The organism is Jidongwangia harbinensis (assembly GCF_020216025.1).
Classification (GTDB): Bacteria; Actinomycetota; Actinomycetes; order Mycobacteriales; family Micromonosporaceae; genus Actinoplanes; species Actinoplanes harbinensis.
On record NZ_JAIWNC010000010.1, the window covers coordinates 157,772 to 175,145 of the forward strand.

General features: G+C 74.6%; 16 protein-coding genes. 7 read left to right on the plus strand and 9 right to left on the minus strand.

The features are described 5' to 3' along the window. Position 1: 1 nt before the first annotated feature. Positions 2 to 1,219: a cysteine desulfurase-like protein gene (locus tag LDL48_RS15555; RefSeq protein ID WP_225255826.1), complete on the minus strand. Its 1,218-nt coding sequence runs from the start codon at positions 1,217 to 1,219 to the stop codon at positions 2 to 4. Positions 1,220 to 1,305: 86 nt separating this feature from the next. Between LDL48_RS15555 and LDL48_RS15560 the strand changes: the two genes are divergently transcribed. From LDL48_RS15560 to LDL48_RS15575, 4 genes are all read left to right on the plus strand, one after another. Next, a complete protein-coding gene (locus tag LDL48_RS15560) occupies positions 1,306 to 2,976 on the plus strand; it encodes a serine/threonine-protein kinase (RefSeq protein WP_225255827.1) in 1,671 nt (556 codons plus the stop codon). 71 nt (positions 2,977 to 3,047) lie between these two features. Beyond that, positions 3,048 to 4,142, plus strand: a complete 1,095-nt coding sequence (locus LDL48_RS15565) for a LacI family DNA-binding transcriptional regulator (RefSeq protein WP_225255828.1) — start codon at positions 3,048 to 3,050, stop codon at positions 4,140 to 4,142. 59 nt (positions 4,143 to 4,201) lie between these two features. Beyond that, positions 4,202 to 5,623: a glucuronate isomerase gene (gene uxaC, locus LDL48_RS15570; RefSeq protein WP_225255829.1), complete on the plus strand. Its 1,422-nt coding sequence runs from the start codon at positions 4,202 to 4,204 to the stop codon at positions 5,621 to 5,623. Further along, entirely contained in the window at positions 5,620 to 6,960 is a 1,341-nt protein-coding gene (locus LDL48_RS15575) for a mannitol dehydrogenase family protein (RefSeq protein WP_225255830.1), read from the plus strand. The genes uxaC and LDL48_RS15575 overlap by 4 nt, the downstream gene beginning before the upstream one ends. A 56-nt stretch (positions 6,961 to 7,016) precedes the next feature. Here the strand turns inward: LDL48_RS15575 and LDL48_RS15580 are convergent, their stop codons facing one another. The 3 genes from LDL48_RS15580 to LDL48_RS15590 form a co-directional block, all read right to left on the minus strand. Continuing rightward, positions 7,017 to 7,886, minus strand: coding sequence for a hypothetical protein (locus LDL48_RS15580; protein WP_225255831.1), 870 nt, complete (start codon positions 7,884 to 7,886; stop codon positions 7,017 to 7,019). Between the two features lie 3 nt (positions 7,887 to 7,889). Continuing rightward, positions 7,890 to 8,288, minus strand: coding sequence for an S-adenosylmethionine decarboxylase (locus LDL48_RS15585; protein ID WP_225255832.1), 399 nt, complete (start codon positions 8,286 to 8,288; stop codon positions 7,890 to 7,892). Between the two features lie 129 nt (positions 8,289 to 8,417). After that, the gene (locus LDL48_RS15590) at positions 8,418 to 10,184 is read right to left on the minus strand and encodes an ABC transporter ATP-binding protein (RefSeq protein WP_225255833.1); all 1,767 of its coding nucleotides are present in this window, start codon (positions 10,182 to 10,184) and stop codon (positions 8,418 to 8,420) included. Positions 10,185 to 10,266: 82 nt separating this feature from the next. On the opposite strand from LDL48_RS15590, the gene LDL48_RS15595 reads away from it, so the two are divergent. Next, on the plus strand, positions 10,267 to 10,674 hold the full coding sequence (locus LDL48_RS15595; protein WP_225255834.1) for a MarR family winged helix-turn-helix transcriptional regulator: 408 nt from the start codon (positions 10,267 to 10,269) through the stop codon (positions 10,672 to 10,674). Positions 10,675 to 10,740: 66 nt separating this feature from the next. Here LDL48_RS15595 and LDL48_RS15600 read toward each other — a convergent pair whose 3' ends face one another. Together LDL48_RS15600 and LDL48_RS15605 are read right to left on the minus strand one after the other, a co-directional pair. Then, the gene (locus LDL48_RS15600) at positions 10,741 to 11,451 is read right to left on the minus strand and encodes an alpha/beta hydrolase family protein (RefSeq protein WP_225255835.1); all 711 of its coding nucleotides are present in this window, start codon (positions 11,449 to 11,451) and stop codon (positions 10,741 to 10,743) included. Between the two features lie 183 nt (positions 11,452 to 11,634). Further along, entirely contained in the window at positions 11,635 to 12,336 is a 702-nt protein-coding gene (locus tag LDL48_RS15605; RefSeq protein ID WP_225255836.1) for a TetR/AcrR family transcriptional regulator, read from the minus strand. Positions 12,337 to 12,448: 112 nt separating this feature from the next. Between LDL48_RS15605 and LDL48_RS15610 the strand changes: the two genes are divergently transcribed. Next, on the plus strand, positions 12,449 to 13,261 hold the full coding sequence (locus LDL48_RS15610; RefSeq protein ID WP_225255837.1) for a hypothetical protein: 813 nt from the start codon (positions 12,449 to 12,451) through the stop codon (positions 13,259 to 13,261). A gap of 101 nt (positions 13,262 to 13,362) precedes the next feature. Next, a complete protein-coding gene (locus LDL48_RS15615) occupies positions 13,363 to 14,463 on the plus strand; it encodes a M20 family metallopeptidase (RefSeq protein WP_225255838.1) in 1,101 nt (366 codons plus the stop codon). Here the strand turns inward: LDL48_RS15615 and LDL48_RS15620 are convergent. The 3 genes from LDL48_RS15620 to LDL48_RS15630 all read right to left on the minus strand — a co-directional run bounded on the left by LDL48_RS15620 (position 14,408) and on the right by LDL48_RS15630 (position 17,318). Further along, positions 14,408 to 15,325 carry a DMT family transporter gene (locus LDL48_RS15620; protein ID WP_225255839.1) on the minus strand — a complete coding sequence of 306 codons (918 nt, stop codon included), beginning with the start codon at positions 15,323 to 15,325 and terminating at the stop codon, positions 14,408 to 14,410. The genes LDL48_RS15615 and LDL48_RS15620 overlap by 56 nt on opposite strands. 55 nt (positions 15,326 to 15,380) lie before the next feature. Continuing rightward, positions 15,381 to 16,289 carry a LysR family transcriptional regulator gene (locus LDL48_RS15625; protein WP_225255840.1) on the minus strand — a complete coding sequence of 303 codons (909 nt, stop codon included), beginning with the start codon at positions 16,287 to 16,289 and terminating at the stop codon, positions 15,381 to 15,383. A gap of 87 nt (positions 16,290 to 16,376) precedes the next feature. Further along, positions 16,377 to 17,318 carry a sulfite exporter TauE/SafE family protein gene (locus tag LDL48_RS15630; protein WP_225255841.1) on the minus strand — a complete coding sequence of 314 codons (942 nt, stop codon included), beginning with the start codon at positions 17,316 to 17,318 and terminating at the stop codon, positions 16,377 to 16,379. Positions 17,319 to 17,374: the final 56 nt, after the last annotated feature.

Sequence of the window (17,374 nt, forward strand, 5' to 3'; positions counted from 1 at the left end):
GTCATGCCGCCGCGGTGCCGGCCTTCGCCAGGACGGTCAGCAGCCGGTCCACCTCGTCCGCGGTGTTGTAGTGGTAGATGCTGGCGCGCACCGCGCCGCCGGTGTCCCGCAGCCCGGTCGCGGTGAAGTACTCGTAGGCGTAGTAGTCGCCGGAGAACACGCAGACGCCCTCGTCGCCGAGCATCCGGGCGGTCTCCGCGGGCAGTTGGCCGCCGACCCGGAACGACACCGTGGGGCAGCGCTGGTCCGGGGCCGGGCAGACGGTGACCGCGGGCAGCGCGGCCAGGCCGGCGGTGAGCCGGTCGGCCAGTGTCCGCTCGTAGCCGGCCGCCGCGGTCAGGCCGGCCAGCACCCGGTCGCGGCGCGGCGCGGCCGGGTCCGCCGTGCCCAGCGTGGCCAGGTGGTCGACGGCCGCGGTCACGCCGGCCAGCAGTTCGAAGCTCAGGGTGCCGAGCTCGAACCGGTCCGGCGCCACGTCCGGCGACGGCATCAGCTTCGCCGGGCGCAGCGTGCGCCACACCTCCGGGTCGGCCACCACCGCGGCCAGGTGCGGTCCGGACCACTTGTAGGCGCTGGTCACGTAGAAGTCCGCGCCGAGTGCCCGCACGTCGGTGGGCAGGTGCGGGGTGGCGTGCACCCCGTCGACGTAGACCAGCGCGCCCGCCGCGTGTGCCAGGTCGGCGATGCGGCGGACCGGCGGCACCGTGCCGATCGCGTTGCTGGCCGCGGTCACCGCCACCACCCGGGTCCGCGGACCGACCAGGCCGGCGTACTGCCCGGCCGGCAGTTCGCCGGTGGCCGGGTCGAACTCCGCCCAGCGTACGGTCGCGCCCGCCGCCTCGGCGGCCTGCACCCAGGGGCGCACGTTCGCGTCGTGGTCCAGCCGTGACACCACCACCTCGTCGCCGGGCCGCCAGGACGTCGCGAGCGTGCCGGCCACCCGGTAGGTCAGCGCGGTGGCGCTGGCCCCGAACACCACGCCGCCGGGCACCCCGCCGACCAGGTCGGCGACCGCGTCCCGGGCGGCCGCCACGATCTCGCCGGAGCGGCGGGCGGCCGCGAACGCGGTGCCGCGGTTGGACACCGCCCGGCGCAGCGTGCCGGCGACCGCGTCGGCGACCGGCGCGGCGACCTGGGTGCCGGCCGCGCCGTCCAGGTGGGCGAAACCCTCGGCGAGGGCGGGATAGGCGGCCCGGACCCGGGCGACGTCGAAGGTCATGGGGTGGACGCTAGCTCAGCCGGCGGCGGCTGCCGGGTAGGGTCGCTGCCGGTGTGCAGTGATCAGGCCGGAGGGCGGACCCCGTCGTGAAGAATCCGCTGGGCCCCGGTGACCCCCGGCGGCTGGGCGACTACGAGCTGCTGTCCCGGCTCGGCCAGGGCGGCATGGGCACCGTCTACCTGGCCAGGGAACCGTCCGGACGCCTGGTCGCGGTCAAGGTCATCCGGCCCGAGTTCGCCTACGAGGCGGAGTTCCGCGGCCGGTTCCGCAGCGAGGTGAACCGGGCCCGGCAGGTGCCGCCGTTCTGCACCGCCGAGGTGCTGTACGCCGACCCCGACCACCGCACGCCGTACCTGGTCGTGGAGTACGTCGACGGGCCCAGCCTGGCCGAGGTCGTGGAGGAGAAGGGCCCGCTGGGGGCCGGCAGCCTGTACAGCGTGGCGATCGGGGTGGCTACCGCGCTGACCGCGATCCACGGCGCCGGGGTGATCCACCGCGACCTGAAGCCGCGCAACGTGCTGTTCTCGCTCGGCACGCCCAAGGTGATCGACTTCGGCATCGCCCGGGCGCTGGAGGTGACCAGCCAGCACACCGGCACGGACCAGATGGTCGGCACGGTGGCGTACATGGCGCCGGAGCGGTTCGACGCGGAGAGCCGTACGGTCACACCGGCCGCGGACGTGTTCGCCTGGGGTGCCGTCGTGGTGTTCGCCGCCACCGGCCGTACCCCGTTCCACGCCGACTCGCCGGCCGCCACCGCGGCCCGGATCCTGACCCAGCCGCCGAACCTGTCCGGCCTGCCCGGGCCGCTGCGCGACCTGGTGGCGCTCACCCTGGACAAGGACCCGGCGCAGCGGCCCACCGCGTACGAGCTGCTGGACCTGCTGCTGGCCGCCGGTTCGCCGGGCGCACCGGCGGGGCTCGACGCCGACCTGGCGCACCGCCCGGAGCTGCGCCGCGCCGCCGAGGCCGCCCAGCACTCCGGGCGCTACGTCACCGGCGACCCGCGCCGGCCGGCGATGGCGCCGGTCCGGCCGCTGGGCCGCGGCGGCCGGGCCGCCCGGCTGCTGGCCGCGGGGGCGGGCGCCGCGGTGCTGGCCGCCGCCGGCCTGGCCATGGCCGTCATCGGCGCCGACTGGCAGGCGGCCGACGGCGGAGCCGGACCGGTGGCCGAGTCGCCGTCACCGTCCGCGCCGGTGCCGCCGGTGACCCGGGTGGTGCGCGGCCCGTCGGTGATCGACCGCCTGGACCGGCCGGGCCAGTGGCGGAGCTCCGGCAACGAGGGGTCGGGCGGCTGCCGGTTCGACGGCCGGCTGGTCGCCAGCACCGGCGACTCGGGGGCGGTGCAGTGCCGCGGGCCGTCCGACACGTTCGCCGGCGACCAGTCCATCGCCGTGGACGTCACCTCGTTGGCGCCCGGCTCCTGCGCGCTGGTCTGGTTCCGGTTCATCTCCGACAGCGGCTACCGGCTGTCCGCCTGCGCCGGCGGCCTCGACCTGGAACTGCTGGACGCGGGGGAGGCCGCCACGTTGAAGACGTGGCCGTCCGAGGTGTTCCGGGACGGCGACCGGCACCGGCTCGGCATCGACATCCGGGGGCAGCGGGCCACGGTCACGGTGGACGGCGCACCGGTCATCGAGGCGGACGTCAACGAGCCCACCCTGGTCGCCGGGCGGGTCGTGTTCGGGGTGAGCACCGAGGATCTGGACTCCGAGGGCCGGGTGGGCTTCGCCAACGCGGAGATCCGCTCCCGCTAGCGGTGCCCTGGCAAGCGGTTGCCAGACGGTGCAGGCGCGGTTAGCTTGAGGTGGCGCCGAGAGGGGTGGCCATGACGGACCCGACGGATCCGGCCGAGAGCCGGCCCCGGACCGAGCCGGTGGCCGGCCGCGCACCCACCATCTACGACGTGGCCCGGGCCGCCGGGGTGGCGCCGTCCACCGTGTCGCGGGCGTTCGCCCGGCCGGGGCGGATCAACGCCGACACCGCGGAACGGATCCGCCGGGTCGCGAGCGCGCTGGGTTACCGGGCGAATCCGTCGGCCCGCGCGCTGCCGACCGGCCGCACCTCGATGCTCGCGCTGGTCGTCGCGGACGTGGCGAACCCGTTCTACAGCGACATCATCCGGGGCGTGCAGGTCGCCGCGACCGCGGCCGGGTACACCATGCTGCTCACCGACGCCGAGCAGTCCGCGGCCGGGGAGCGCGAGGTGCTGGACCGCGCGGTGTCGTCGGCCGACGGGGTGGTGCTGGCCACCTCCGGCATCTCCGGCGCGGCGCTCCGGGTGATCGCCGGACAGCGCCCGGTGGTGGTGCTGAACCGGGCCGTGCCGGGCGTGCCCTGCGTGGTCAGCGACGACCCGCGGGGCATGCGTCAGGCGGTGGCGCACCTGGCCGGCCTGGGGCACCGGCGGATCACCTACCTGGCCGGACCGCAGGCGTCCTGGGCGGACGGCGTGCGCTGGGACGCGCTGGTCGAGGCGGTCCGGGAGCGGGGTCTGGACGCGTGCCGGAGCGGGCCGTACCCGCCCACCGTGGACGGCGGCGCAGCGGCCGCGCCGGAGCTGGCCGGCCGCCCGACCACCGCGGTGATCGCGTACAACGACCTGATGGCGATCGGGCTGATCCGGGCGCTGGCCGCGCGGGGCGCCCGGCTGCCGGAGGAGGTGAGCGTGGTCGGTTTCGACGGCATCCTCGCCGCCGGTCTGGTCACGCCGGCGCTGACCACGGTGGCCGCGCCGCTGCGCGCGATGGGCCGGACCGCGGTCGGCACCCTGCTGGACCTGGTGCACGGCGCGCCGCCCGCCGCCGGGCCTCCGGTGCGCCTGCCCCCGGAACTGGTGGTACGGGCGTCGACCGCGCGCCCCGGCCGGAGCCGGCCCGCCTGGGCCACCGCCTCCGTGCCGACCTCCGCCGGGACCGGGTAGTCCGGGCAACAGATGGCAACCGCTTGCCAAAGCGGCGGTCGTCCCATCAGTCTCGTTGCATGGCTTCGGTTCCCGCATCCCTGACCCTGCACCCGGACCGGCTCCTGCCGTCCGACCCGGCGGTGCGCCCGCTCGCCCGCCGGCTGTACGAAGGGGTACGCGACCTGCCGATCGTGTCGCCGCACGGGCACGTGGATCCGCAGATGCTGCTCGACGACGCTCCGTTCGCCGACCCGACCGCGCTGCTGGTGCAGCCGGACCACTACGTGACCCGGCTGCTGCACGCCGGCGGCATCGCGCTGGACCGGCTCGGCGTCGGCGCCGGGCCGATGGGGGAGGAGCGGGCCCGGGCGGCGTGGCGGCTGCTCTGCGCGAACTGGCACCTGCTGCGCGGCACGCCGGTGCGGTTCTGGCTGGAGGCCGAGCTGGCCGATATCTTCGGGGTCACCCAGCGGCCCGGCGCCGATACGGCCGACGCCGTCTACGACCGGATCGCCGACTGCCTGCGACAGGACAGCCACCGCCCGCGGGCGCTGCTGGAACGGTTCGGCATCGAGTTCCTGGCCACCACGGACGACCCCGCGGACAGCCTGGACGCGCACGCCGCGCTGGCCGCCGACCCGACCGTGACCACCCGGATCGTGCCCACCTTCCGTCCCGACCGCTACCTGGAGCCGGAGCGGCCCGGCTGGGCCGACGCGGTCCGGCACCTCGGCGCGGTGGCGGACACCGACGCCGGTCACTACGGCGGTTATCTGGAGGCGCTGGAGCGGCGCCGCCGGCACTTCCTGGCCCACGGCGCGGTGTCCACCGACCACGGGCACGCCGACGCGGTGGCCGAACCGCTGGACCGGGCGGAGGCGGAAGGCATCTACGCCCGGGCCCTGGCCGGGGAGGCGAGCGCGGCGGAGGCCACCGCGTTCCGCCGCCACATGATGGTGGAGATGGCCCGGATGTCCTGCGCGGACGGGCTGGTCATGACGCTGCATCCGGGGGTCTTCCGGAACCACCACCCGGCGACGCTGGACCGGTTCGGCGCGGACACCGGCCACGACATCCCGGTCGCCACCGAGTACACCCGGGCGCTGCGCCCGCTGCTCGAGCGGTACGGCACCGAGCCGGGCTTCCACCTGGTGCTGTTCACCGTGGACCCGGACGTGTACGCCCGCGAGGTCGCCCCGCTGGCCGGCTTCTACCCCGCGGTGTACGCCGGCGCACCGTGGTGGTTCCTGGACAACCCGGCGGCCATCCGGTCCTTCCAGTCGTCGGTGACCGAGATCGCCGGGTTCAGCCGGCTCGCCGGGTTCGTCGACGACACCCGGGCGTTCTGTTCCATCCCGGCCCGTCACGACATGTCCCGCCGGCTGGACGCGGGCTTCCTGGCCGGTCTGGTGGCGGAGCACCGCCTGGACGAGGACGAGGCCGCCGAGACGCTGGCCGGCCTTGTATCTCAGCAACCTAGGAAGGTCTTCAAGCTGTGAGGCGTGACCTACCCCCCGCGCCGGTCCGGATGGTCCATCTCGGGCTGGGCAACTTCTTCCGCGCGCATCAGGCCTGGTACACCGCCGCCGCCCCGGACGCCGGGGAGTGGGGGATCGCCGCGTTCACCGGCCGGTCCCGCGGCCTCGCCGACCGGCTGAGCGCCCAGGACGGCCTCTACACCCTGGTGGTACGCGGCCCGGACACCGACGAGTTCCCGGTCGTGGGGTCCGTCGTGGCGGCGTACCCGGGCACCGACCTGACGAACTGGCGGGCCCTGCTGGCCCGGCCGGAAGTGGCGATCGTGACGCTGACCGTCACCGAGGCCGCGTACCGGCGCGGCGCGGACGGCGGTGTCGACCTTGACGACCCGGACGTGCGCAGCGACCTGGCGGTGCTGCGTGGTGCCGCCGGGGGTGACGTGCGCAGCGTGCCCGGCCGCCTGGTCGCCGGCCTGGCCGCACGCCGGGCGGCCGGCGCCGGCCCGATCGCGGTGATGTCCTGCGACAACCTGCCGGACAACGGTGCCGTCACGGATCGCGTGGTCACCGGCCTGGCCGCGGCGGCCGACCCGGACCTCGCCGGCTGGATCCGCGAGCGGGTCGCCTTCCCCACCACCATGGTGGACCGGATCACCCCGGCCACCACCGACGACGACGTGCGCGCGGTGGCCGCCGCGACCGGGCGCGACGATGCCGTACCGGTGGTCACCGAACCGTTCCACGAGTGGGTGATCAGCGGCGACTTCCCGGCCGGGCGGCCGGCCTGGGACGCCGCCGGCGCCCGCTTCGTCGCCGACGTGGGCCCGCACGAGCAGCGCAAGCTGTGGTTGCTCAACGGCGGCCATTCCCTGCTCGCGTACGCCGGCGGTGCCCGCGGCCACGAGACGGTCGCGGACGCGGTGGCCGACCCGGAGTGCCGGTCCTGGCTGGACGACTGGTGGGACTCCGCGGCCGCACACCTGCCGCTGCCCGCCGCGGAGATCGCCGAGTACCGGGCCGCGCTGTTGCGCCGCTGGGCCAACCGGCGCATCCAGCACCGTCTCGGGCAGATCGCCGCGGACGGTTCGCAGAAGCTGCCGATCCGGATCCTGCCGGTGCTGCACCGGGAACGGTCCGCCGGCCGGCTGCCCCGGGGCGGGGTCCGGGTGCTCGCCGCGTGGATCGCCCACCTGCGGGGCGCCGGTACCCCGGTGCGGGACGCGGCGGGGGAGCGGTTCGTCGCCGCCGCCGGGTCGGTCCGGGACGTGCTGGGTCTGCTGGACCCGGCCCTGGCCGGGGACGGCGAACTGGTGGCGGCCGTCGAGGCCGGCCTGAACCAGGCGACAGGCCCGGCCTAGGAGCACTACTCCGGCAGGCGACCGGCTGAGCCGCACGCGATCGGACGGACGGCCGGCTAGATGCGGGCTCGGGCCGCGGACACCGCCGGGCCGGGGAGGCCGGCGCGGGGCAGCACGATCCGGTCGTCGACGCCGCGGCCGGTGGCCACCCGGTGGGCCACCCGGGCGGCCATCTGGCGCACCAGCAGCCGGCGCAGCCCGCGCCGCCGGATGCGGCCGGCGAACGGGCCGAACGGACGGCGCAGCCGCTGCGCCTGCCGCGCGATCGCCGGCAGGATGGCCGCGAACTCGCTGTACACGGCGCGGTTGTCGGTCGAGCCGAGGTAGCCGAACGGCCCGGAGCCGGCCAGCGCGGCGAGCGGCACGCCGAGCAGTTCGATGTTGCGGTACGCGCCCCGGTCCAGCATGGCCACCACGTGCTGCACGCCGGCGTCCCGCCCGGCCCGCAGGAAGGTCCGGTACAGCAGCGTGCTGACCTCCAGTGACGAGCGGCGGCCGCGGTACTCCGGCAGCACCGCCAGGGTGGCGAAGTCCCACACCGGCCCGCCGGTCATCCCGTGCGCGGCGGCGATCGCGTCGGCGTCGTGCCCGATGTGCGCCGGGGCGTCGTCGATCGTCTTGATGCCGCGCCCGGTGCCCGCCACGGCCCGGCACACCCCGGCCGGCGCCACCGCCTCGCGGTCCAGCACCAGGAAGAACAGGCTCTGCGCCTCGTACCGCCGGTACTCGTCGGTCATCACCGCGGCGTCGTTGCCGAACGTCTCCTGGAAGACCCGTCGTTCCACGGTGCGCCCGACGTCGGCCAGCGGTTCGCCCGGGCCGGCCGGCACGGCGACGAACCGTCCCGGCGTGGCGGGCAGCCCGGCCAGGCACTGCGCGACGCGCCGGCGCACGTCGCCGGGGTCGAGGTCGTAGCGGGCCGGCACCGCTCAGAACTCCTTCGCGACGATCTGCGTGGTACGGAAGTACGCCTCGGTGAACGCCACCACGGCGGCCGGGTCGAACGCCTTACAGGTGTAGATGTCCACGCTGAAGAACTCCACCGGGCGCTCCCACGAGTAGAAGTGCGCGCCGGAGGTCTCCCAGTGGATCCAGCCGGCCCAGCCGTACAGGTCGCTGACGTGGGTCACCGGCTCGATCAGGGTGATCATGTCGGTCACCACGGACAGCTGCCGCAGGTAGTCGCGGATGTGCTCGTCGGTGATCACGAACGTGGGGTAGCCCTCGACCACGAGCCGCTGCCGGGTGATGGCGGGTGCCAGGTCCCGGAAGCCGCTGGTTGCGTTCGGTGAGGAGGCGCTGTCACGTTCCGTGGTGAGCGAGGGCATGCGGCGTCCTTTGCGAGCGTGGCGACATATCCGGTCAATGCGGTGCGTACTCACAAATCTAGCCGACCGTTACGGAGCGTCAAGGCCGTCCGGTTGCAGCCCGGGTGCAGCACGGGTGCGGGCGGCTCCTCAGGCGGCCAGGGCGGCGTACCGGCCGCCGACCTCGACCAGGCTCTCGTGGGTGCCGGACTCCAGGACCCGGCCGTGGTCGAGCACCACGATCTGGTCGGCGTGGCGGACCGTGGACAGCCGGTGCGCGATGGTGATCGTGGTCCGGCCCCGCGACACCGTGTCGAACGCGCGCTGCACGGCGCGTTCGGTCTCGGTGTCCAGCGCGCTGGTGGCCTCGTCCAGGATCAGAATGCGCGGGTCCCGCAGCAGCGTGCGGGCGATCGCGACGCGCTGCTTCTCGCCGCCGGAGAAGCGGTGGCCGCGGGAGCCGACGACCGTGTCGTACCCCTCGGGCAGGCCGGTGATCAGCTCGTGGATCTGTGCGGCGCGGGCGGCCGCCTCGATCTCGGCGTCGGTGGCGTCCGGTCTGGCGTACCGCAGGTTCTCCCGCACCGTGGTGTGCAGCAGGTAGGTCTCCTGGCTGACCACGCCGACGATGCCGGCCAGGTCGGCGAGCCGCAGGTCGCGTACGTCGACCCCGTCGACGGTGACCCGGCCGGCGTCCGGGTCGTGCAGCCGGGCGATCAGGCCGGCGACCGTGCTCTTGCCGGAGCCGGTCTCGCCGACCAGGGCGAGCGAGGTGCCGGCCGGTACGTCCAGGCTGAGGCCGGCGACCGCGGGTCCGGCGCCGTCCGGATAACGGAACGTGACGTCCGCCAGGCGCAGGTGTCCGCGCACGTGGGTGACGTCCGCCGGGTGCTCCGGGTCGGCCACCTCGACCGGCAGGTCCAGGTATTCGAAGATCCGGGCGAACAGCGCCAGCGAGCTGGTCAGCGACACCCCGACGTTGAGCAGGGCCATCAGCGGCCGGAACAGCCCGGACTGCAGGCCGGTGAACGCCACCAGGGTGCCGATGCTGAGCGTGCCGGCGGTGAACGGCAGGCCGGCGCTGAGGTAGATGACGGCCGGGATGGCGGCGAAGACGACCGCCATCGAGGCCATCCGCCAGCGTCCGGCCAGCTCCGCGCGCAGTTCCAGGTCGATGAGCCGTTCGGAGGAGCGGGTGAAGCGGTCCACCAGGGCCGGTCCGGTGCCGAGCGTCTTGCTGAGCTGCACCCCGCTGATCGAGAGTGCCTCCTCGACCGTGACGTTCAGGTCGGCCAGCTCGCGCTGGCGCTCGGCGGTGATCCGCCGGCGCATGCCGGCCACCCGCCGGGTCAGGTGGATCGCGGGCGGCAGCACCACCAGCGAGACCAGGGCCAGCTGCCAGGAGAGCGCGACCATCGCGACCGCGGTGGCGACCACCGTGGTGAGGTTGGCGGCGACCGAGGTCGCGGTCGAGGTGACCACGGACTGCATGCCGCCGATGTCGTTGGTGATCCGGGACTGCACCTCGCCGGTGCGGGTGCGGGTGAAGAACCCCACCGACTGACGTTGCAGGTGGGCGAAGACGTCGGTGCGCAGCCGGTGCATGACGCGCTGGCCGACGGTGGTGGAGATCCAGGTCTGCACCACGCCGAGCGCCGAGGTCACCGCGGCCACGGCCACCATGCCGGCGACCAGCCAGGCCAGCAGCGGCAGGTCGGCCCGGGGGAGTGCGACGTCGATGACCTCACGGAGCAGGAACGGGGAGGCCAGGGAGAGGACCGAGGACACCACGATGATCGCGGTGACGACGGCCAGCGGGAACCGGTGTGCGGTGAAGAGCCGGCCGATCCGGCGCAACGAGACGCCCTGGGCCTGCGCGCGCTCGGCGGCGGTGACGGTGGGTTTACGCGAGTCCAAGTGATCCCTCGTTTCGGTAGTTGATAAGCTGAGGTTACCTCAACATGAGGGAACAACGGTATTCGCTGGTACGGTATTCCGCGTGGACGACGAGGGCCTGGCCGAGCTGTTCTGGGGGGTCTCCCGGCGTTTGCGCGCCCGGACCCGCACGGCGCTGGAGCCGTTCGGCGTCGCGCCCGCGCAGGCCCGGGCGCTGGGTGTGCTGCTCGGCCACGGTCCGCTGCGCCTCAGCGAGCTGGCCGAGCGGCTGCGCATCGCACCGCGCTCGGCCACCGAGGTGGTCGACGACCTGCAGCAGCGCCACCTGGTCGTCCGGCGCCCGGACCCGGCCGACCGCCGGGCCACGCTGGTCGACCTCACCCCGGCGGGCACCGCGGCGGGTCAGGCCATCCGGGACGCCCGGCGGGCCGAGTCGGCACGCTTCTTCGGCGCGCTCAGCGCCGCCGACCGCGCCGACCTCGGTCGGGTCCTGCGCCAGCTGCGCGACTAGGTTGCCGTCCCCGGGCGCCTCGCGGGTATGCGGCGAGGTCGGCGGGACGGATCCCGGCGACCGCCGTCAGCGGCCGAGCGTCGCGAGGACCAGATCGACCGCGCGGGTGAGGGCGGCCCGCGACCCGTCGTCGTCATCGAGCACGTCGAACGCGTGGTGCCCGTGCGGCACCTCGACGATCTCCAGGCGGGCGCCGGCCGAGGCCGCCACGAAGCCCTCGACACCCTCCGCGATCGCCGGGTTCTCCTGGCCCACCCGGGTCAGCACGATCGGCAGGTCACCGGCCCGCGCCACCGCGTCGGCCGGGAGGAAGCGCGGATCGGCCGGCCAGCCCGGGAGCGGGCGCAGCAGCGGATAGCTCAGGGTTAGGCAGCGCAGCCACGGCGGCGGGTCGCGCAGCCAGTCGGCGGCCAGCATGCCGCTCCCGGAGAAGAACCACAGCGCCAGCCGGTCGTCGTCCACCCGCGGGTCGGCGCGGACCGCGTCGGCGGCCGCCCGCACGTCGGCCGCCGCGTCCGGATAGGCGGCCGGGCTGTGCAGCCGGTGGTCGACGGTCGCACCCACCACGCCGCGGGCGGCCGCCAGCGAGCCGTACGCCCGGTACTGCGGCCAGTCCCGCGGCGTGGGCCGCAGCTCGGCCGGAACCGGCCCGCCGTGCACGAACAGGACGGTCGGCCGCGGCCCGGTGACCTCGTCCGGCGGATAGAGGTCGATCGAGCCGTGCCGCTCCGCGTCACGGACCGCCACCGGAACGATCAAAGGCCGCAGGACGTCCATACCGCAAGCCTAACCGTTGAAACTGCCGCTGAAGTGCCGGTGATCGACCTCGTCCGGTGATCGTGGACGGTCGAGAGTGGAGGGCAGGGGGGTCGCCGAAAAGGGGGCTGGGCGGTCCGCCGGCACGAGTAACACAACGGAGGCGTGCCGTCGGACCGCCCGGCTTTCCGGCGTCGGGACCGGCTAGCCGCCGGCGGTGGCGATCCGCTGCAGCCACTCGCCGAGCAGCGCGCGTTCGGAGGCACTCAGCGTGGTGACGTCCGACAGCACCGCCCGCAGTGCCACGGCGCTGCCGACCGTGCCGCCGCCCGCGGTGGACGGCGGGCCGGTGGTGACGGCGGCGATCACCGATTCCCGGGCGAGCGCGGACAGTGCCGGGTCGCGCTCCTCCGGCGGGACGGCGATGAGCGTGAACGTCAGGCCGCTGCCGGCCGAGTGGACGAGGTGCACGGCGCGGTCCTCGCTGACCCGCAGCCGGCCGGCCGCCGCGATCCGGCGCACGATTCCGGCCAGGACGGCCAGGGAGTCCCGGGCCGCCGGGGACTCGGCGCCGGGCCGTGGTTCGCCGTAGATCAGCGTGTAGAACGCGGGGTATGCGAGCCCGAAGCCGACGTGCAGGTCCCAGCCCCGGCGCAGGTCGTCGACCGGGTCGTCGCCCGGCGGCTGCCCGGTCTTGGCCCGCAGGTAGACCGCGAATCCGTGGTTCCCCACCGCGTCCAGCAGGCCCTGTTTGTCGCCGAAGATCCGGTAGATGGTCGGCGCCTGCACTCCCGCCGCGGCACTCACCGCGCGTGTCGAGACGGCGTCGCGGCCACCCGCGGTGAGCAGCGCGGCAGCGGTCTCGACGATCCGCTCACGGGTCGTGGTCGGCTCCCCGTCATCCATGGTTGCGACGATAACATCTTTTTGTTAGCGATAGATCCAACTGAACCCTTGCCCGGGTGTGCTCCGTACTGGCTCGTACGAAGAGATCGACGTCCGACTACGAGGAGTGGCAATGGCACTGCGTCAACGACGGGGCATCAGCACCAACCGCAAGGCGATCGGTGCGGCAGTCTTCGCCGGTGTGCTCGTGCTCGGCGGCGTGACGGGCGTGCAGTTCGCCTCCGCCGGCGAGAACACCAAGGCGGACGGCATCGTGGTGGTGGACGGCCAGCAGTTCGACGTCTCCCAGTGCGCCGAGCTGGAGATCAACGCCGGCGAGGTGGTCTGTGACGGCGAGGCGCTGGCGCCGGTCGAGGAGATGGGCGCCGCCGACGCGGCCGCCGCCTCGGCCGCGGCCCTGGAGGCGGCGTGCGACCAGTTCGCGATCGACCAGGCCGCCGCGCAGGAGGAGGCCGCCGGCGAGGAGGCCGGCGCCGAGGAGGGTGCCGAAGAGGGCGCGGCGGCCGGCCAGGAGAAGGCCGCCAAGGCGAAGGCCAAGGCCCAGGCCAAGAAGGTCGCCAAGGCCAAGGAGAAGGCTGCCAAGGCCAAGGCCAAGGCGACCAAGGCCAAGGAGAAGGCCGGTGCCGAGGATGAGGCCGGTGCCGAGGGTGAGGCCGGCGCCGAGGGTGAGGCCGGCGCCGAGGACGAGGTCGGTGCCGAGGAGGCAGCCGCCGCGGTGACCGAGGCGCAGCAGGCGCTGCAGCTGGCCTGCCTGGAGCTGGCCGTCGCCAAGGCCGCGGCCGGCGAGGCCGGTGCCGGTGACGACGCGGGTGCCGAGGACGGGGCGGGTGCCGAGGACGAGGCCGGCGCGGACGACGAGGCCGGTGCCGAGGACGAGGCCGGCGCCGACAACGAGGCCGGTGCCGAGGAGAAGGCGCACAAGTAGGCGGCACGGGGAGGCGCGGACCGCGCCTCCCCGCCCCTACGCTGGACCGGTGGCCGACAACCGCACGCTCTCCGGAGCGCACCCCGGCGGGAGCGACCATCGTGGACGTTGAGCGGCTGCTGGACCGGGCGCACGACCTGATCGCGATCCGGTCCACCGCCGACCGTCCCGCCGACCTGCGGAGCGCCCTCGGCCACGTGCTCGGCGCGGTCGGCCCCGGCTTCACGGTGGAGCACTTCGAGTCCCGCGGCAAACCCAGCGCCCTGGTGTACGCCGGCCCCACCCGGCCGCCGTTCCGGGTCATCCTGAACGCCCACCTCGACGTGGTTCCCGCCGAGGACCGGCAGTTCCGGGCCCGCCGCGACGGCGACCGGCTCTACGGCCGCGGCGCCCAGGACATGAAGGTCGCCGCCCTGGTGATGGCGGACGTGTTCGCCACCCTCGCGCCGGACCTGCCGTACCCCCTGGGACTGCAGCTGGTCACGGACGAGGAGGTCGGCGGCGTCGACGGCACCGGTCACCAGGTCGCCGCCGGGGTCACCGCCGGCTTCGTGGTCATCGGCGAGCACAGTCGCCTGCGGGTGGTCGCCGAGTCCAAAGGGCTGCTGCAGGTGCGGCTGCGGGCCGGCGGCGTGGCGGCGCACGCGGCGTACCCCTGGCTCGGTGACAACGCCTTGCGCACGCTCACCGCCGCGATCGACGGCATCCTGCGCCGCCATCCGGTACCGGCCGGCGAACAGTGGACCACCACCGTCAACGTGGCCCGGATCGGGACCGGCAACCGGGCGGTCAACCAGGTGCCCGCGGACGCCACCGCCTGGCTGGACATCCGTTTCCCGCCGGAGGACGAGGCGTTCGCCGGACGTACCCCCGACGAGATCGTCGCGCACCTGGGCGCGCTCGGCGGCGAGCGGGTGACGGTGACGGTGGAGGCGTTCGCGCCGCCGCACCGCGCCGATCCGGCCGGCGCCGAGGTGCGGCTGCTGCGGGACGCGGCACGGGCGGCCGGATACTCCGGGGACCTGCTGCGCAAGCACGGCGCCGCGGACGGGCGGTTCTACTCGGCGGCCGGAGTTGACGCGGTCATCTTCGGGCCCGGGGGAGACGGCCAGCACGGGCCGGACGAATACCTGGCGATCGCCACGGTCAGGCCGTACCACGACGCGCTGGCGGGATTTCTGCGGCGGCTGGGCGGCGGGTGAGACGCTTCTCCGCGTACGCCATGCCGGCCAGCACGATCAGGCCGCCGACCAGCAGATTCCAGGTCACCGGCTCGCTCAGGAACAACACCCCGACCCCCACCGCGGCGACCGGGACCACGTAGTTGACCGCGGACGCGCTGGTCGCGCCGATGTCGCCGATCAGCCGGAAGTACAGCACGTACGCCAGCCCGGTGCTCAGCACGCCGAGCAGCACGATGCTCACCAGCACCCGCGAGGTGAGCCGCACCGTTCCCCACTCCAGCAGCGGACTCGCCAGCGCCTGCAGGACCACCGCCACCAGCAGCTGGCCCGCCGCCAGCGACAGCGGTGCCAGCCCGCGCGGCGACAGGAAACGGCGTACGTACACGAAGCTGATCGCGTAGCTCACCGCGGCGCCGAAGCAGGCGATCTCGCCGCCCAGCGACCCGGGCGCCTCCCGCCACGGCGCCAGCACCACCACGATGCCGGCGAAGCCGATCAGCAGGCCGACCACCTTGCGCGCGGTGGCGCGTTCGGCGGACAGGGCCGCGTACGCGATGGTCAGCGTCAGCAGCGGCGTCGCCCCGATCAGCACCCCCGCCACGCCCGCACCGGCGCTGCGCTCGCCGTACGACAACAGCAGGAACGGCAGCACCTGGCCGAACAAGGCGGCGCCCGTCAGATGCCCCCACACCGTCCCACCGCGCGGCAACCCCACCTGCCGGACCGCCGCGATCACCGCCAGCACCAGCGCGCCCAGCGCCAGCCGGGCCAGGACCAGCTGCGCCGGGCTGAGGCCCTCCAGGGACACCTTGATGAGCGTGAAGCTGCCGCCCCACAGCAGGGCCAGGGCCAGGAACCGGATTACCGTCGCGTTCGTCACGATCTGATCGTCCCCGCCCGCCGGGGCCGGGTCCACGAGGCTTTTCCGCCCGGAATCAGGTAGCGGAACTGAACGATGCCGCCGCGACGACGAAGGCCCGCACCACCGAGCGCAGGTGCGGTGCCCGGTCCCCGGCCCGCCGCGCGTACAGCACCACCTGCCGGCGCGGCTGCTCCGCCCGCAGCGCCCGCACCACGATCTCCGGGTCGTGCCGGAGCACACACATCCGCGGCACCAGCGCCACCCCCAGCCCCGCCCGGACCAGGGCGAACACGGCGTCGTAGTGGTCCGCGGTGTGCGCCTCCCGGGGCGTGAACCCGGCTGCCGCGCAGGCCTCCAGGGCGATCGTGCGGCACAACCCGCCCGGCGGCAGGATCCACGCCTCGCCGGCCAGGTCGGCCAGCGTCACCTCCGAACCGGCGAGCGGATGCACCGCCGGCAGCGCCACGTCCAACGGGTCGATCAGCAGCGGCCGCCGCTCGAACCGGGGGTCGTCCACGCGGACGTCCCCGTCCAGGCCCACCACCAGATCGGTGTCGTCGCGCACCAGCCGGTCCATCGCCGGCTCGGTGTCCATCTCCTGCAGCCGCAGGGTGAGACGCGGCTCGGCCACGGCCAGGTCCCGCATCGCGGGCACGGCCAGCGCGGGTACGGCGGTGGCGAAGCAGTCCACCCGCACCGTGGCCGCGGCGCCCGTCACGTACGCGTCCAGTTCGGTCTGCGCCTGCTCCAGCTGGGCGAACAGCACGTCGGCATGCCGCAGCAGCAGCTGGGCCGCGTCGGTCAGCCGGACCCGGCGGCCGTGCGGCTCCAGCAGTGGCGTGCCGACGTCCTTGGACAGCAACGCCAGCTGCTGCGACACCGCCGATGACGTCATGTGCAGCGCGCCGGCGACCGCGGTCACGGTGCCGCGGTCCCGGAGTTCCCGCAGCAGCCGCAGGCGCCGCAGATCAAGCTGACCCACCGCGTCATCCTAGGCCGGACCGGGTCGGCGGGCGGTCCCGCGCCGATCACGCCGGTGTGGCCGGCCGGCCCCGGCGGAGGCCGGCGGTCATCGGGGCGCGGCCGGGGCCGGTGCGGTCGCCACGGCCCGGGCCTCGGCCTCGGCGACGGCGATCCGGTCCTCGTCCCGGTGGATCCGGTATTCGCGCAGCGTGTACCCGAACGCGGCGGCCCACACCACGGCGATGACCAGGTAGGTGCCGTAGCGGACCTGGTCGGCGGCGTCGATCCAGTCGCTGCGCAGCAGGGACCGGGCGTTGGTGAGGATGATCAGGCCGCCGACCGCGGTGCCGGCCAGCCGCGGCGGTACGTGCCGGACCAGCCAGGCCGCGGCCGGCGCCGCGATCGCGCCGCCGAGCAGGAGCAGCCCGACCCAGCCCAGGTTGATGTTCTCCGACCCGAGGCCGAGCAGGAAGCCGGCACTCGCCGCGACCGCGACCAGGAACTCGCTGGTGTTGATGGAACCGACCACCTTGCGCGGTTCGAGCCGTCCGCTGGCCAGGATCGCCGGGGTGCCGACCGGTCCCCACCCGCCGCCGCCGGTGGCGTCCACGAATCCGCCGGCGAGCCCGAGCGGGGCCAGGAACTTCGCGCTCAGCGGCTGGCCGAGCCGGGCCCGGGGCAGGCCGAAGGCGGTGAAGCGGACCAGGATGTAGGCGCCCAGAACGAGCAGGACGATCGCCATCACGGGCGCGGCGGCGGCGGTCGAGATGCGGGACAGGAACGTGGCGCCGGCGAAGGCGCCGACCGCGCCGGGCAGGCCGACCCGCCACACCACCCGCCAGTCGACGTTGCCGAACTTCCAGTGCGACAGCCCGGACACCAGCGTGGTCCCGATCTCGGCGAGGTGCACCGTTGCCGACGCCGCGGCGGGGTTGGTGCCGATCGCCAGCAGCAACGTCGTCGAGGTCACGCCGTAGGCCATGCCGAGGCCGCCGTCGACCAGTTGCGCTCCGACCCCCACCAGGACGAGCAGGATGAGCTTTTCCACTCCGTCCTCCCCCCGTCGAGAATCCCTATCGAAACTATAGAGATACTCCGTCCGTT